Origin of the sequence: Kitasatospora sp. NPDC094028, assembly GCF_049543595.1 — a bacterium.
Taxonomy (GTDB): Bacteria; Actinomycetota; Actinomycetes; order Streptomycetales; family Streptomycetaceae; genus Kitasatospora.
In genome coordinates this window covers 253,153-269,479 of record NZ_JBMVFA010000003.1, presented here as the reverse complement: position 1 = coordinate 269,479, position 16,327 = coordinate 253,153, and the positions used below count along the sequence as shown (strand labels likewise).

Genomic DNA, 16,327 nt, shown 5'->3' with positions numbered 1-16,327 from the left:
GGGCGGGGCGCGGACGGGCTCAGCGCGGTTCGTACGTCGCGTCGCGGACGAGTGCGCGGGCCTGTGCGGCGGTCAGGGGGTGGGCGAAGAGGTAGCCCTGTCCGAGCGGGCAGCCCATGGCGGCGAGCAGGTCGCGCTGTTCGGGTTGCTCGATGCCCTCGGCGATGACGCTGACGCCCAGGGTCTCGGCGATCCGGGTGATGCCCTCGACCAGGGCGTGCTGCTGCGGGGAGTGGCCGAGGCCGTCGATGAAGGACTTGTCGATCTTGAGGATGGAGATCGGGAACTCCCGCAGGTAGGACAGCGAGGAGTAGCCGGTGCCGAAGTCGTCGATGGCGATGCCGACGCCCAGGCCGTCCAGGGTCGCCATGTCGTCGTTGATCCGCTCGTCGCGGCGCATCAGCACCGACTCGGTGAGCTCCAGGACCAGCGAGCACGGCGGCAGGCCCGAGTCGCCGAGGGCGTTGCGCACCACGTCGACGAAGCCCGGGTCGCGGAACTGGCGGGCCGAGACGTTGACGTTGACCCGCAGCGGCGCCCGGCCGGCCGCCGTCCGCACGGTCGAGCTGGCCGCGTGCCAGCCGGCCGCCTCCTGGGTGGCGCGCTCCAGCACCCAGGCGCCGAGCGGGACGATCTGGCCGCTCTCCTCGGCGAGCGCGATGAACTCGTCGGGCAGCACCATGCCGCGCCGGTCGTGCGGCCAGCGCACCAGCGCCTCGAAGGAGACCAGGTCGCCGGTGCGCAGGTCGACGATCGGCTGGTAGTACAGCTGGAAGGCGGATTCGGCGATCGCCACGTCCAGGTGCTCGTTCAGCTCGTGCCGCTCCACCAACCCCGCCTGCAGGGCCGGCCGGTAGTGGCGCCACTGGCGGCGCCCGGCGGCCTTCGCCGCGTACAGCGCCAGGTCGGCGTGGGTGAGCAGCTCGGCCGCGTCCACGCTGTCCTCGGTGGTCGCCACCCCGACGCTCGCGCCCACCCGGACGGCGCCCGCGCGCAGCCGGAACGGCTCGACGAACACCCCGAGCACCACGTCCGCGATCGCGTCCACGTCGGCGGGCGCCAGCGCGTCCTCCACCAGCACCGCGAACTCGTCGCCGCCGAGCCGGGCCGCAGTGTCCGAGCTGCGCAGCGCCGTGGAGATCCGCAGTGACACCGCCACCAGCAGCTCGTCGCCGACCGCGTGGCCCTGGGTGTCGTTGACCATCTTGAAGTCGTCCAGGTCGATGAACAGCACCCCGGTGACGGCCCCGCTGCGCTCCCCGCGCGACAGCGCGTGGCCGACCCGGTCGGCGAACAGCACCCGGTTGGCCAGGCCGGTCAGCGAGTCGTGGAAGGCCCGGTGGGTGAGTTCGCGTTCCATCCGGCGCTGCTCGGTCACGTCGCGCAGGGTGAGCACCAGGCCGGCGACGGTCGGGTCGGCGCGCAGGTCGGTGTGCCGGACCTCGGCCTCGATCGGGGTGCGGTCCTGGCGCAGCAGCCGCCAGTGCTCGCGCGGCTGCTCGCTGCGCGTCGCGGCCGGCGGGTCGTCGGGCCCGCGCATCCGGGCCAGCGCCTTGCCGACCTCCCGGCTGTCCTCCGGCGGGACGAGTTCGGTGAAGCGCCGCCCGTCCAGGCTCGGGTAGCCGAGCACCTGTTCGGCGGACGAGGAGGCGTAGCGCACGCCGTCGTCGGCGTCGAGGATCAGGATGACGTCGCTCGCGTTCTGCACCAGGGTGCGGAAGTACAGCTCGCTGTTGCGGCGGGTCACCTCCCGGCTCAGCACCACCCGCTCGACGGCCAGCGCGGCCTGCGCGGCCAGGATCTCCAGCGAGCCCCACAGACTGGTCAGCTCCTGCTCGGTGCCGGTGACGACCAGCGCGCCGATCAGCGGGTCGCCGGACGGGCGCTCGGCCAGGGTGAGCGGGCAGAGCAGCGCGGCGGGCATGCCGCTCAGGTGGGCGGCCAGGGCGCCGGGCAGGCCGGGGGTGGCCAGCAGCCGGGTCTCCCGGTCGGCGGCGAGCGCCAGCAGCTCGTCGTCGGCCGGGGAGCCGCCCGGTGAGCCGCCCGGTGAGCCGCCCGGCGAGCCGCCGCGCGAGCCCGGAGAGCCGCCCGGCGAGCCGCCGCGCGAGCCCGGGGAGCCCGGGGAGCCCGGCGCGTCGGCCCGGGAGACCGCCAGCAGCGCGACGTGCCCCGACTCGGCGGGCATCAGCGTGGCCGCGGCCGCCTGCACCGCCGCCGTGACCTCCTCCACCGTGACCGCCGAGGTCAGCCGGGAGCCCGCCTCGCGCAGCGTCCGCTCCCGGGCGACGGCCTGGCGCCGGGCCGCGACCACGACCGCGAGCCGGGCCAGCACCAGCAGGTACAGCACCGCCGAGAACGCCCCGATCACGCCCGCGTTGGTGGTGTTCCCGTCCAGCGACTCGACGATCAGGATCGCCGGGGCGATCAAGGCGGCCAGCGTGAGCAGGGTGAACCGGGCCGGGCCGAGGTCCGGCTGCTGGGTGGGCACCGGCCGGGTCAGCTCGACCATCGACGGGTGCAGCGCCGCCGCGCCCCACGCGGTGTAGAACGCCGCCCAGCCCAGCTCGACCGGGGTGCCGATGTGCCAGGTGCCGTGCAGCTGGATCAGCCCGTACAGCACGTCCGAGGTCAGGATGCCGAGGGTGCCGACCGCGAGCAGCTGCAGCGAGCGGGAGCTGCCGCCGCGCGGGGTGATCAGCCGCATCAGCAGGGCCAGGACCAGGATGTCGCCGAGCGGGTAGGCGATCGAGACGGCCTTCTGCAGCCAGGACAGGTCCGGGTTCCGGGCGTACGGCAGGATCAGGTAGATCCAGGACAGCAGGGCGAGGCCGATGGTGGGGATCAGCGCGTCCAGCAGCCCGGCGTGGTCCTGACGGGCCGTCCGCCAGCGGATGAAGCCGAGCGCGCCGGCCGCGTACAGCACGAACTCGGCCAGGTAGAAGGCGTCCGCGACGGACGGGAACGGGTTGGGCCGGTGCAGGATGTCCAACTGGACGGCCTGCACCACCTCGCCCGCCGTGAAGCTCAGGTTGGCCAGCGCCAGCAGGTACCAGCAGGACGCGTGCGCCGGGCGGTTGAGCCGCACGCCCAGCACGATCGCGGCGACGCCGCCGAGGCCGATGCCCGTCCACCAGATGATGCGCTGCGCCGGGGCGAGGTAGTAGATGCCGGTGAAGACCACCATCCAGAGGAGGTAGCAGGCCATCAGTCCCTGTCGCCGACGGGTCAACGAGGCTACCTCCTCCGCGACTTCACCCGGCCGCTCGGGTCGGGGAGGACGGGCGGGGGCGGGTCGGGCCGGCACCGGCCCAGTGGCGCCCGGCGGGTCGACGGGTCGACGGCCGGGCGTTCTCCGGTGCCCTGTGGTGCGCACCGCGCGTCCGTCACCGGCCGGGCCCCGCCGGATCCCGTGGGGCCGTTCGCGTGTCGTGGGTGCGGCGCGAGTGCGTATAGTCGGAAATGTCGCATCTCCCAGCATTCTGCCGCCACAGCACGAGGTCAAGCCGGTGGACGACGCAGCCGACAGCGCACGGGGCGTGGAGAAGGATGCGCGTCCCGCCCGTCACGCCGTGGTCCGGGACGGCCACGGTCGGTGCGCGCTGTGGCCCGGCGACCTGGCCGTCCCGGACGGCTGGCGGGCGGTGTACGGGCCGGCCGGCCGCGAGGACTGCCGGGCGTACGTGGAGCGCGAGTGGCGGCCCGCCGAACTGGGCTTCCCCGGTGGCCCGGACCGGCCGGCGGAGCCCGGGGGCGGCGGCGACACCGTACCCGCGCTGTTCCGCGCCCGGGCCGCGCACGACCCGGAGGCGATCGCCGTCCTCGCCGAGGACGGCACCCTGAGCTACCGCGAACTCGACCGGCGCAGCGAGCGGTTGGCCGCCGCGCTGCGCGCCCGCGGGGTCGGCCCCGAGCAGGTGGTGCCGGTCTGCCTGGAGCGCGGCACCGGCCTGGTGACGGCCTGGCTGGCGGTGCTCAAGGCCGGCGGCGCGCTGCTGCCGCTGGACCCGGCGAGCCCGGCGCGGCGCCTCGCCGGGCTGGTCGCGGACAGCGGGGCCCGGGTCGCGGTCACCGGGGCTGCCGGGCTGCCGGGCGTCGACCCGCTGACGGTGGACGCGGACGGCCCGGGCCCCGGGGCCGAGCCGCCCGGCCCCGGGGACCTCGCCTACCTGATCTACACCTCCGGCACCACCGGCCGCCCCAAGGGCGTACCCGTCACCCACCGCGCCCTGCTGTTCACCCTGCAGCGGGTGATCCGCGCCTACCGGCTGGCCCCCGGCGAACGCGTCCTGCAGCTCGCCGCGCTCGGCTTCGACACCGCCCTGGAGCAGGCCTTCGCGCCCCTGCTCGCCGGCGCCACCGTCGCCCTCGGCGGCGCGCCCGCCTGGGCGCCCACCGAACTCGCCGACCGGCTGCGCACCGACCGCCTCGCCGTCGCCGACCTCACGCCCGCCTACTGGCACCAGCTGCTGCACCTGCTGCCGCCCGCCGGGCCGGCCCCGGACGGCCTGCGGCTGCTCGTCGTCGGCGGGGACACCGTGCACGCCGACGACTGCCGCGACAGCCTGGCCCGGCTGCCCGGCGTCCGCCTGCTCAACGCCTACGGCGTCACCGAGGCGGCCGTCACCTCCACCCTCTGCGAGCTCACCCCCGCCCTGCTGGACGGCGCCGGGCACCCGCAGTCGGTGCCGATCGGCCGGCCGCTGCCCGGCGTGCGGGTGCACGTCCTGGACGCCCGGCTGAACCCCGTCCGGCCCGGCGAGAAGGGCGAGATCCACCTCGCCGGGCCCGGCCTGGCCCGCGGCTACTGGCGCAGCCCCGCCCTCACCGCCGAATCCTTCCTGCCCGACCCGTACGCGCCGGCCCCCGGCGAGCGGATGTACCGCACCGGCGACGCCGGACGCTGGCGCTCGGACGGCGAACTGGAGATCCTCGGCCGCTTCGACGACCAGGTGAAGATCCGCGGCCACCGCGTCGACCCCGCCGAGATCGAGGCCGTCCTCGCCGCCCACCCCGACGTCCGCCAGGCCCGGATCGCCGCGGACGGCACCGGCCCGGACGGCACCCGCACGCTCACCGCCTACTACACGCTGCGCCGCGCCCGCGACGGCGAGCGGCTGCGCGCCCACCTCGCCGAGCGGCTGCCCGCGCACCTCGTCCCGACCGCGTTCGTCCCGCTGGAGGCCATGCCGCTCACCCCGGTGGGCAAGATCGACCGGCAGCGGCTGCCGCAGGCCGCGACCGCGCCGAGCGCGGCGGTCCCGGCCGGGGCCCCGGCGGCAGCGGCCCCGCACGACGCGCCCGCCCGGGGGGCGGAGGCCACCCTCGGACAGCTCTGGGCCGACCTGCTCGGCACCGAACACGTCGGCCCCGACGACGACTTCTTCGCCCTCGGCGGCACCTCACTGCTCGCCATGGAGATGCTCGCCCGGGCCCGCACCGTCTTCGGCCTCGACGTCGGCCACGTCCGCACCCTCACCCGAGCCCTGCTGCGCGCCCCCACCCTGCGCGCCTTCGCCGCCGCCCTGCGGGCCGCCCGCGACGGCGCGGACGGCGGCGAGGGCGCCGTCGACTGGGCCACCGAGGCCCGACTCGGCACGCCCGTACGGCAGTCCTGGAGCCCCGCGCCCAGCCGCGCCGAACCCGCCGAGATCCTGCTCACCGGCGCCACCGGCTTCTGCGGCGCCCACCTGCTGCACACCCTGCTCGCCACCACCCGGGCCCGCATCCACTGCCTCGTCCGCGCCCCCGACGAGGAACACGCCCTGGAACGGCTGCGCGCCGCCCACCAGCGCTTCCTGCGCCACGACCTCGCCGACCCCCGGGTGGTGCCGCTGGTCGGCGACCTCACCCGGCCCTCGCTCGGGCTGACGGACCGTCAGTTCGACTGGCTGGCCGACCACCTGGACGCCATCCACCACCTCGGCGGACAGGTCAACTTCCTCTACCCGTACCACCAGCTGCGCGCCGCCAACGTCACCGGCACCCGGGAGGTCGTCCGGCTCGCCGGGCACCGCCGGGGCGTCCCCGTGCACTACCTCTCCACCCTCGCCGTCCTCGCCGGCTTCGGCGCCGCCGGCATCGGCGAGGTCAGCGAACGCACCCCGCTCGCCCACCCCGACCGGCTCGGCGTCGGCTACGTCGAGAGCAAGTGGGTCGCCGAACGGCTGCTGCACCAGGCCGCCGCCGCCGGACTGCCGGTCACCGTGCTGCGCACCAACGACGTCACCGGCGACAGCACCACCGGCACCATGAACACCGGCACCGAACTCTGCGCGCTGATCGCCTACTTCGCCGACAGCGGCGGCTACCCCGACGTCCGGCTGCCGCTCGACTTCGTGCCCGCCGACCGGTTCGCCGAGGCCGTCGCCCACATCGCCGCGCACGCCCCCGCCGACGGCGAGGTCTACCACCTCACCTCCCCGGAGCCCGCCGACCTCGCCGACCTCGCCGACCGGCTCCGCGCCCGCGGCCACCGGATCGAGCGGCTCCCGTACGGCGAGTGGGTGCGGCGGCTGATCCGCTTCGCCGCCGGGCACCCCACCCACCCGATCGCGCCGTTCGTCCCGCTCTTCGTCGACCGCGCGCCCGGGAGCGAACTCACCATCAGCGAGCTGTACTTCAGGCCGACCTTCCCGGTGTTCGACCGGGAGAACACCGAGACGGCGCTGGCCGGCAGCGGCGTCGAGCTGCCCGCCGTCGACGCCGCCCTGCTCGACCACTACCTGGACCGGCTGGCGGCGGACGGGTTTCTGGGAGCGCCGGGATGAGCGCGCCGCGGGCGGGCGGTGTGAGCGCCTTCGACCGGCTTGACCTGCGGCGCGCCCCCGGTGACGGGCCGGTGGCGTTCGGCGGGGTGCTCGGGCCGGCGGAGCTGCTGGCCGGGTACCGGCGCGGGCTGTTCCCGCTGCCCGCGGCGGACGAGTTCGTGGCCGCCTACGCCGAGGCGCGGTACGGCGACGCGGTCGAGGCCGGGGAGATCGCGCTGCTGCCGGGTGCGCCGGGCGCCGACCCGTACGCGCTGGCCTGGTGGTCGCCCGACCCCCGGCCGGTCATCGCGCTCGGGCCCGCCGCGCGGCCGGGCGGCGTGCGGCTGCCGAGCTGGCTCGCCCGGCGGCTGCGCAACGGGGTCGCCTGGTGGACGAGCGCCGACCGCGCCTTCGGGCAGGTCCTCGCGGGCTGCGCCGAGGGGCGTCAACCGGCCTGGCTGACCGCCGAGTTGCGCGCCGCGCTGGAGCGGCTGAACGCCGCCGGCGCCGCGCACAGCGGGGAGGTGTGGGAGGGGGAGGAGCTGATCGGCGGGGTGTTCGGCGTCGTCGCCGGGCCGGTGCTGAGCCTGGACTCGATGTTCCACCGCCGCCCGGACGCGGCCCGGGTCGCCGTCGCGGACCTCGCCGCCCGGTTCGGCGCGGCCGGCGGGCGGCTGCTGGACGCCCAGTGGGACGGGCCGCACGTGCGCAGCCTCGGCGCGGTGCCGGCGCCGCGCGCCCGGTACCTGGCGGAGCTGGCCGGCGAGGCGGATCTCACACCGCTGGACCGCGGTCCGCTCCCGGCCGCCCGACTAGTAGGCTGACCTGCGGAATCGCCATTCTGAGGCGCGTTGACCCCGCTTCGACAAAATGATTCCTCGTCAGTAACATGACGCCGCGTGTTCAAACCCTCGATAGCCAGGGCCGCCGGCCCGGCGCTCCTCTCCCTCCTCCTCGTCGGGGCCGCCGGCTGCGGCCGTGCCAGTGCCCCCGCCGGTGCGCAGTCCGCGCCCGATCCGACCGCCACCGCCGCCGCGAGCACCACGGCAGCCGGGGGCAGCCCGGCCGCCGCCGCGCCCGCCAACGGCACGCCGCACGCCCGGGCCGGGGCGCCCGCCACCGGCCGCCCGCAGCAGGGCGGGGCGGCGCCGGTCACCGCCGCCCCGGCGGGCGACCACCGCGCCGCGATCGGCAACCCGGGCAAGGACGGCGGCGCCGTCACCGCCACCACGACCAACCTGCAGCTCACCGGGTACGACGCGGCCGCCGGCACGGCCGTGCTGTCGGGCGGCGGCTCCGGCGCGGCCCCGAGCGCGGCCCCGAGCCAGGGTGCGGCGCCCGCCGTCCAGGCCGGTCAGCTGATCGCCAGCCCGCCCACCGCCGCCGCGCCGCAGGGCGCGCTGGTCGCCGTCACCGGTGTCAAGCCGGGCGCGGGCGACACGCTCGCCCTCACCACCCGCCCCGCCACGCTGAGCGAACTGCTCGGCGCCACCGAGGCGGACGGTCAGGTGCCGGTCGACGCGCACGGCATCACCGTCACGCCGCTGGTCAAGGACCTCACGTCGACGGTCAGTGCGGACGCCGTCCCCGGCCCGAAGACGGACGGCCCGAAGACGGACGCCCCGAAGACCGATGGCGCGGTGCAGGCCGACTTCAAGGAAGAGGGCGGAGCCGGCGTCAGCGGCGGCGTGAAGGCGGACGCCTCCGGCACCCTGAAGCTCGACGTCAAGGCTCCCGTCCCGCTGCCGGACGGCCTCAGCCTGGAGGCCGCCGGCTCCCTCCAGCTGCACCCCGCCGTGCACTTCGCCTACCACGGCGCCTCCGGCGGCAGCCCGCGCACCGCCTCGGTCGGCTTCGACGTGGACGCCCACGCGCAGTGGAAGGTCACCGGCGACGCCGCCCGCGGCACCGGCGCCCAGCCCGTCCGGGTGCCGTTCGCCAAGCTGCAGGCCAGCCCGGTGCTGACCGTCGCCGGCCTGCCGATCGTGGTCAACCTCGGCCTCACCTGCTACCTGGAGGTCGGTGCGGACGGCCAGGTGCACCTGGAGGCCGAGCAGGACGCGGCCGGCACCTGGGCCGTGAAGGCCGACTACACCGGCGGCAAGGGCTGGGCGTCGACGACCAGCGCCGACACCAAGGTCTCCCCGGTGCACGTGAAGCTCAACGGCAAGGCCTCGGTGCGCGCCGCGCTGGGCGCCGAGGTCAACGTCGGCCTGTACGACACGGTCGGTGTCGAGGCCACCGTCGCCCCCTACCTGAGCGCTCGCGCCGAGGGCTCGCTGGTCGCCGACTCCTCCGGCAAGGCGCCGCAGGCGCAGGGCAGTTGGTCGCTGGTCGGCGGTGTCGACCTGAACGGCAGCCTGCTCGCCCATCTGAAGATCTTCGGCACCCCGCTGTTCGAGAAGAAGATCCCGCTGCCGCCGTTCCACCGCGAATGGCCGCTGCTGGGCGGCTCGGCGGCGCTCCCGTCCGCCCGCCCGACCACCAGCTGAGGCCTCGCGCCTCCTTCCGCCGTCGCCCGTACCCGCACTACCCTCGCCGCCATGCTGTCGATCGTGGTGGCCCCCTGGGCGGGCGACGCGGAGCCGGTGTTCACCCGGTTCCCGGACGAGCTGTACGACGCGGCGAGCACCATGAAGGTCGCGGTGCTCGCCGCGCTGCACCGCGGCGGGGCCGACCTGGACGCCGAGGTGCCGGTGGAGAACCGCTTCGAGTCCGTCGTCGGCGGGGAGTTCGGCAACGACCCGTCCTGGGACAGCGATCCGCTGCCCTGGCAGCTGCTCGGCGGCCGGGCCCCGCTGCGGCTGCTCGCCGAGCGGATGATCACCCACTCCTCCAACCTGGCCACCAACCTCTGCCTCACCCGCACCGACCAGCGGGCAGTGGCCGAGGTGTGGCGCCGCGCCGGGGCGACCCGCAGCGCCAGCCCGCGCGGCATCGAGGACTACGCCGCGCGCTCCGCCGGGATCCACAACCGCGTCACCGCACGGGACTTGGTGCGGCTGCTGCGCTCGCTCGCCGACGAGCCGGAGCTGCTGGCCCTGCTGGAGCGCAACGAGTTCCGGGTCGACCTCGCGGCCGGGCTGCCGCCGGGCACCCGGATCGCCTTCAAGAACGGCTGGGTGCCCGGCGCCCGGCACTGCGTCGGCCTGGTGCACCCGCCCGACTGCCCGCCCTACCTGCTCGCCGTCTGCTACGCCGGCCCGCTCGCCGACGGTGCCGACCGCACCGACCCGGCGGCCCGCCTGCTGGCCCGGATCTCGGCCGCGGTGTGGGAGCGCCGCGCGGAGATCGCCCCGCGCTGAGACCGGCCCGCGCCGCACTCACCCGGCGAGGGCGCGGCGCCCGTCCAGCGCGGGCTCGTTGAGCAGGCTGATCCGCACGAAGCCCTCGTGGTCGGTGCGCCGGTCAGCCGCAGCCAGGTGCAGAAGGTGCCGAGCGGTCCGCTGGAGCCGCTGGCCGGGATCACCCGTTCCGGGCCGATCTCCACCTCGTCCCAACCGAGCATGCGGAACAGGGACGCCTGTGTCACCGTACCCCCAGGACTGATGGCCGATCAGGTCGCCTGCCGACCTGCTGCGGGCTCCCGCGCGTCGGCAAGTACGCGTGGGAGCCCGGCCCCCGGGGGCCTGCGGGGCCCGGCCTCAGTACGGCTGGACGAGGACGTGGGCCGCGCCGGGGATGCCGACCTCCAGCAGGGCGTCCTCCTCCTCGGTGGTCGGGGTGCCGGTCTCCTGCTTGAGGACGGCCCGGGAGAGCGCCTGGACCCACATGGCGCGCGGCCTGCGCCGCTCCTCCCACGCGGTGAGCGCGGACCGGACGTCGGGCTCGGCGTCCAGGGCCTGGGCGAGGACGAGGGCGTCCTCGACGGCCATCGCGGCGCCCTGGGCGAGGTGCGGGGTCGAGGCGTGCGCGGCGTCGCCGGCCAGCACGATCCGGCCGATGTGCCAGGGCGCCTCGACGGTGACCTGGGAGATCCGGGAGTACACCACGGCCGCCGGGTCGGTGACCTGGGCGAGGGCGTCGGCGATCGGGCCGCCGAAGCCGGCCAGCCGCTCGCGCAGCTGCTCGTGGGCCCGGCCGGGGTCGGGACGGAAGTCCTCGGCCTCGGCGAACACCGAGCCCAGGTACATGAGTTCGTCGCTGATCGGGGTGAGCAGCGCCTTGGCCCGCAGGTTGCCGGAGGACATCAGCACGCCGTCCAGCCCGGGCGAACGCGGCAGGGTGACGCGCCAGTTGGCGAATCCGGTGTACTCGGGCGGGTAGGCGTCGCCGTGGAGCCGGCGGCGCAGCGGCGAGCCGATGCCGTCGAAGCCGACCACCAGGTCGTAGCGGGCGCGGTGGCCGTCGGTGAGCGTGACGTCCACGCCCTCGGCGTCCTCGGCGAGTTCGGCGAGGGTGGTGCCGAAGCGCAGCGCCGCGCCGGCCCGTGCGGCGGCGTCGGCGAGGACGCGGGCGAGGGCCGGGCGGGGGATGCCGTTGTTGGCGGGCGCGCCGTCCATCCGGGGCTGCGGGATGCGGGCGAGGACGCCGCCGGCCGGGTCGCAGATGGTCAGGGTCTCCCACCCGAAGCCGGCGGCGAGGCAGGCGTCGAGCACGCCGATCTCGCGCATCACGTGCAGCGCGTTGGAGGGCTGGATGATGCCGACGCCGAGGGCTTCCAGCCCGTCCCGCAGTTCGGCGACGTCGACGTGGTGGCCGCGCCGGGCGAGGGCGGTGGCGGCGGTGAGCCCGCCGATGCCGCCGCCGTGGACGAGGATGCGCAGGGGTGGGGTCATGGGGCGGTGGTTCTCCGAACGATCGGACGGGAAGGCGCGGAAGGGGTGCTCAGCCGACCGGGACGGCGGCGGCGAGGTCCATCAGGTGGTCGACGAGGGCGAGCAGCACGTCCCGGCCGAAGGCGCGCTCGCGGACGTCGCCGATCAGCAGCGGCACCTGCGGGTCGAGGTCGAGGGCGGCCCGGATCTCCTCCGGGGTGCGGGTGTTCTCGCCGTGGAAGCAGTTGATGGCGACCACGAAGGGGATGCCGCGGCCCTCGAAGAAGTCGATCGAGGCGAAGCTGGTCTCCAGGCGCCGGGTGTCGGCGATGACGACGCCGCCGAGGGCGCCGTTGACCAGGTCGTTCCACATGAACCAGAAGCGTTCCTGGCCGGGCGTGCCGAACAGGTAGACGACCAGCTCGGGGCTGACGGTGATCCGCCCGAAGTCCAGGGCGACGGTGGTGGTGTCCTTCTGGTCGATGCCGGCCAGGTCGTCGACGCCGACGCTGGCCCGGGTCAGGTACTCCTCGGTGCGCAGCGGCGCGACCTCGCTGACCGCGCCGACCATCGTGGTCTTGCCGACGCCGAAGCCGCCGGCGATGAGGATCTTGACGGCCGCGGGTGCTTCGACGGTGGTGCTGGGGTGGGGGGTTGCCATGGTGGTTCAGAGTCTCCGGAGTCCGTCGCGTACGGCCGAGAGCAGGCCGTGGTCCAGGCCGACCGCGCCGTTGCCCGCGCCCCGGCCCGTGCCGTCGGCGGCACGGGCCACCGCGAGCGGCGCCCGGGCGGTCAGCAGGCCCTGGGCGACCAGGTCGCCGAGCAGGATCTTGGTGACCGAGACCGGCAGGTCGAGGTCGGCCGCGAGCTCGGCGACGGCGGCCGGGTGCCGGCAGCGGTCGAGGATCCGCCGGTGCTCGGGCTGCAGGGCGCGCGGCCCGGAGCGGGTGCCCCGGGCCAGGGCGGCGTCGGCGGCCTCCCCGTTGGTGGTCAGCACGGTGATGAGGGTGAGGTCGTCGCGCTCGGGCGCGGTGCGGCCGCGGGTGATGGTGTACGGGCGGACCATGATGCCGCCGTCGTCCTCGGCGTCCTGCTCGGCCAGTTCGCTCCAGTGCGGCTCCCGGCCCGGCACCCGTCCCGGCTCGGCGGGCTCGGGCCGGGAGCCGGGGCCGTCCCGGCCGTCCGGGCCGTGCGGGCCGTGCGGTTCGTACGGACCCACCCGGGTCAGCCCCGGGCCCGGGCGACGAAGGCGTCGAAGGAGCCGGCCCCGTCGCGCGTCGGGGTGGTGAGCTTCTGCCCGACCTGCTGCACCAGGGTGTGCATGGCGACGGACATCACCTCGGCGTCGACCTCCTGGGAGGCGATCACGGCCAGGTGGGTGCCCTGGGCGGCGGCGATGACGAACAGCCAGCACTCCGCGAGCTCGACGATCACCTGGTGCACCGGCCCGCCGTCGAAGAGCTGGCCGACGCCCCGGGCGAGGGACTGCTGGCCGGTGGCGACGGCGGCCAGCCGCTCGGCGTCGGCCCGCTCGATGCTGCGGGAGTGGCTGACCACCAGGCCGTCGTCGGAGAGCAGGACGGCGTTGCGCGTGCCGGGCACGGAGTCGACGAGTCCGTCCAGCAGCCAGTCGAGGTCCTGCGGGGTGGCGGTGGTGCGGTTCATTCCTGCTCATCCGTTCGTGTGGTTCCGGGGTCCGCGGCCGCGTGGGCGCGCGGGAAGGGGCCGGGCGCGCCGGCCCCGGGGGCCGGGCGCTCGTCCGGGGCGGCGGCGAGGCCCCGGCCGCGGGCGGCGCGGGACTGCCGCTGGAAGGCGCCGATGGTGGCGCCGGAGCGCCGCACCGGGTGCTGCGGCGGCACCTCCGCCGGGGCGGGCGCGTCGACCCACTGCTGGGTGGCCGGCGGCACGCGCAGCTCGGCGGCCAGGCTGGCCTGGCGGACGCGCTGCGGCAGCGGCGGCTGCCCGCCGAAGACCGGGCCGGGCGGGGGCGGGGGCGGGGGCCCGGCGGTGCGCCGCTCGGCCAGCCGGTAGTGGTCGGCGGGGCGGTACTGCTCGTCCGCGTAGGGGGCCTCGGCGTCGGTGACCCGGGCGTAGGCGATGTCGGGGTAGGCGGGGGAGCTGTGCTGGATCGGCTGCTCGGGGTGCTCGGGCTTCCCGGCCGCCGAGGCCTGCGCGGCCTGCGAGGCCTGCGAGGCCTTCGCGGCCTTCGCGCGCTGAGCGTGCTGAGCGGCCTTCCCGGCCGCCCCCGGCTCCTCGGCCCGCGCGGGCTGCCGCGCCGGCCCGTCCGGCAGCCGTGCCGGCGGGTTCGGCCGCCGGGTGGCCTCCAGCGGCGAGAGGGGCGGCCCGACCGGTGCGGCCGGCTCCTCGTCGACGCCGAGCAGCGCCCGGCGCGACTGCGCCACCAACGGGATCTCCGGCTCGGTCGGGACGGCCTCCGGCAGCCAGGTGTCGCCGTCGATGACCAGCTCGTCGGGGACGAGCACGACGACCCGGGTGCCGCCGAACGCGGACGGCCGGAACTCGATCTTCAGCCCGGTGTGCGCGGCGAGCCGGGCGATCACGTGGAAGCCGAGCCGGACGTCGTCGGCCCGGGTGAGCACGTCGGTGCGCGGCGGGCGGTTCATCAGTTCGTTGGCCGCGAGGTACTGGTCCGGCTCCATGCCGAGGCCGCGGTCCTCGATCTCGATCGCGAGCCCGCGCCCGACCATGGCGGCCCGGACGTCCACCGGGGTGGGCGGCTTGGAGAAGGTGGTGGCGTTCTCCATCAGCTCGGCGAGCACGTGCACGACCGGCCCGACCGCCCGCTCGGACAGCCACGGCCGCCCCTCGACCTCCAGGGCGATCCTGCGGTAGTCCGGCACCTCGCCCTGCGCGGCGCGCAGCACGTCCAGCAGCTGGACGGGCTTGCGCCAGCGCCGCTGCGGCTGGCCGCCGGCCATGATGACGAGGTTCTCCTCGTAGCGGCGCAGCCGGGCGGTGAGGTGGTCGAGGTCGAACAGGCCCTCCAGGACCTCCGGGTCCTCGTGCCTGCGCTCCAGCTCGTCCAGCTTGCGCAGCTGGCGGCCGATCAGCAGCTGGGTGCGGCGGGCGATGCGCTGCAGCAGCCGCTCGAAGCCGCGGTGCTGCTCGGCCTGCCGGACGGCGGCGGCGAGCGCGGCGGAGCGGGCCAGGTTGAGGGCGTCGCCGAGGCGGGCGAGCTCGTCGGTGCGGGCCCGGCCGGCGGCGTCGTCCTGGACCTCGGGGGCGAGGGTGCGGGCGTCGACCTGCTCGCCGCGGCCGAGGCGGTCGACCACCTCGGGCAGGGTGCGGCCCATCTCCTCGGCCTGGGAGTGCAGTTCGCCGATGCGGCGGCGCAGCGAGCGGCTGATCCGCCAGGAGGCGACGGCGACCGCGACGACGGTCACCAGGCCGACGACGGTGGTGAGCACGACGACGGTGAGCAGGTGGAGGATGGCGCCCTTGCCGACCTCGACGACGCCGTCGGTGCGGGTTTCGAGGGCCTTGACCAGCTGCGGGTTGAGCTGGTCGACGGCCTGGCGCCACTGGTCCTGGGCGGCCGGGAGCCGGACGGCGCCGGTGGCGTCGGCGGCGGTGGGCCGGGTGAGCTGCTGCTCGACGGCGGTCTTGGCCTGCCAGGCGGGGCCGGTCATCAGCTGGTGCCAGGCCGCGGTCTCGCCGCCGGGCAGGTAGGGGAGGACCTGGACGGTGACGAGGTGGTCCTGGGCGCCGATGGCGAGCTGGACCTGCTGGTAGTCGGCGCTGGCGAGCAGCCCGGCGGGCCAGCCGCGGGCCAGGATCGCGTCCTCGCGGGCGAGCATCTCCTTGGCCCAGAAGGCGTTCACCAGGGTCTTGGAGATCCAGGTGACCTCGCCGGTGTCGACGTGGCTGAGGGCGGTGAACAGCCGCAGGTCCACCGCGATCAGGTCGGTGTAGTAGCTGTAGACGGCCTGCTGGTCGGCGGGCGCGCGGTCGGCGAGGGCGCGGTCCACGGCGGCCCGCTGCTCGGGCAGCCGGTTCATCGCCTGCCGGGCCTCGGCGACGGCGTCCCGGACCTCCTGGGGCGCGCTGTCGGCGGTCTCGGCGGACAGGGCCTGGAACTGGCGCACCGCCTCGTCGGTGGCCTGCCGCTGTCTGCGCAGCCGGTCGGCGTCGGTGCCGGGCCGGGCGAGCGCCTCGGCGGTGAGCCGGCGCTCGTCCTGGAGGTTGTAGTAGACGTGGTTGGAGGGCTGGCCGGCCTTCTGGGCGAGCAGACCCTGGTCGGCCTGCCGGTCGAAGTCGAGGACGGTCCGGCCGCTGGTGACGGCCCACAGGGCCACCAGAGCGAGGCTGGGGACGACGGCCAGGACGAGAAGTGCCGTCCGCAGGGACAGGCGTGGTCGCCTGCGGGGGGCCTTCGGCGTCGGGGGCCGCCGATTCGCACGCGCGCGCAGAGCTGACTCCTAGGGGATGGCGGCAGGCCTTGAGGGGGCGGGCCGTCCGGGGTGCGGACCATAACGAGTTGACGAGTTAACGAGTTGACGAGCCGATATTAGTCATACCGTGTGATTGACGTGAAAGGGTGTGCGCTATCCATGCGGTGCCTCGTCGTCACATCGACACGACGTCACCCCGGCGTTGAACGTCCGCACACGAAGCGCCCCTGGTCGGCGGCGCCTGAGGTGGCGTCACCGCAGGTCACGGCCGGCCGGATGACGACCGCGTGAAAACTGCGTGACGTGCCCCCCGGGCCCGCGGGCATGAGGGGCCGATGACCGACTCCCTCCCCGGGCCGTCCGGCACCCGCCCGTCCGGCACCCGCCCGTACGCACCCGCCCGTACGGCCCG

General features: G+C 75.8%; 10 protein-coding genes. 4 read left to right on the top strand and 6 right to left on the bottom strand.

Features of this window, described 5'->3' with window-relative positions; genetic code table 11:
* Window positions 1-19: 19 nt before the first annotated feature.
* Window positions 20-3,229: an EAL domain-containing protein gene (locus ACPC54_RS06905; RefSeq protein WP_498961997.1), complete on the bottom strand. Its 3,210-nt coding sequence runs from the start codon at window positions 3,227-3,229 to the stop codon at window positions 20-22.
* Between the two features lie 277 nt (window positions 3,230-3,506).
* On the opposite strand from ACPC54_RS06905, the gene ACPC54_RS06900 reads away from it, so the two are divergent.
* The 4 genes from ACPC54_RS06900 to ACPC54_RS06885 all read left to right on the top strand — a co-directional run bounded on the left by ACPC54_RS06900 (window position 3,507) and on the right by ACPC54_RS06885 (window position 10,051).
* Complete coding sequence (locus tag ACPC54_RS06900) at window positions 3,507-6,767, top strand: amino acid adenylation domain-containing protein (protein WP_498961995.1); 3,261 nt, start codon at window positions 3,507-3,509, stop codon at window positions 6,765-6,767.
* Window positions 6,764-7,570 carry a leucyl/phenylalanyl-tRNA--protein transferase gene (locus ACPC54_RS06895; protein ID WP_498961993.1) on the top strand — a complete coding sequence of 269 codons (807 nt, stop codon included), beginning with the start codon at window positions 6,764-6,766 and terminating at the stop codon, window positions 7,568-7,570. Before ACPC54_RS06900 ends, ACPC54_RS06895 begins: the two co-directional genes overlap by 4 nt.
* A 75-nt stretch (window positions 7,571-7,645) precedes the next feature.
* Window positions 7,646-9,238, top strand: a complete 1,593-nt coding sequence (locus tag ACPC54_RS06890; protein ID WP_498961990.1) for a hypothetical protein — start codon at window positions 7,646-7,648, stop codon at window positions 9,236-9,238.
* A 51-nt stretch (window positions 9,239-9,289) separates the two neighbouring features.
* The gene (locus ACPC54_RS06885; protein ID WP_498961988.1) at window positions 9,290-10,051 is read left to right on the top strand and encodes a serine hydrolase; all 762 of its coding nucleotides are present in this window, start codon (window positions 9,290-9,292) and stop codon (window positions 10,049-10,051) included.
* A 339-nt stretch (window positions 10,052-10,390) separates the two neighbouring features.
* Here ACPC54_RS06885 and ACPC54_RS06880 read toward each other — a convergent pair whose 3' ends face one another.
* From ACPC54_RS06880 to ACPC54_RS06860, 5 genes are read right to left on the bottom strand one after another with little or no spacing between them, the layout of a single operon-like run.
* Window positions 10,391-11,524: an FAD-dependent monooxygenase gene (locus ACPC54_RS06880; RefSeq protein ID WP_498961986.1), complete on the bottom strand. Its 1,134-nt coding sequence runs from the start codon at window positions 11,522-11,524 to the stop codon at window positions 10,391-10,393.
* Window positions 11,525-11,573: 49 nt separating this feature from the next.
* Window positions 11,574-12,164, bottom strand: coding sequence for a GTP-binding protein (locus ACPC54_RS06875; protein ID WP_498961984.1), 591 nt, complete (start codon window positions 12,162-12,164; stop codon window positions 11,574-11,576).
* 6 nt (window positions 12,165-12,170) lie between these two features.
* A complete protein-coding gene (locus tag ACPC54_RS06870) occupies window positions 12,171-12,722 on the bottom strand; it encodes a DUF742 domain-containing protein (protein WP_498961982.1) in 552 nt (183 codons plus the stop codon).
* A 5-nt stretch (window positions 12,723-12,727) separates the two neighbouring features.
* Entirely contained in the window at window positions 12,728-13,168 is a 441-nt protein-coding gene (locus tag ACPC54_RS06865; RefSeq protein ID WP_498961980.1) for a roadblock/LC7 domain-containing protein, read from the bottom strand.
* Entirely contained in the window at window positions 13,165-15,819 is a 2,655-nt protein-coding gene (locus tag ACPC54_RS06860) for a sensor histidine kinase (protein WP_498961978.1), read from the bottom strand. The genes ACPC54_RS06865 and ACPC54_RS06860 overlap by 4 nt, the downstream gene beginning before the upstream one ends.
* Window positions 15,820-16,327 lie beyond the last annotated feature (508 nt).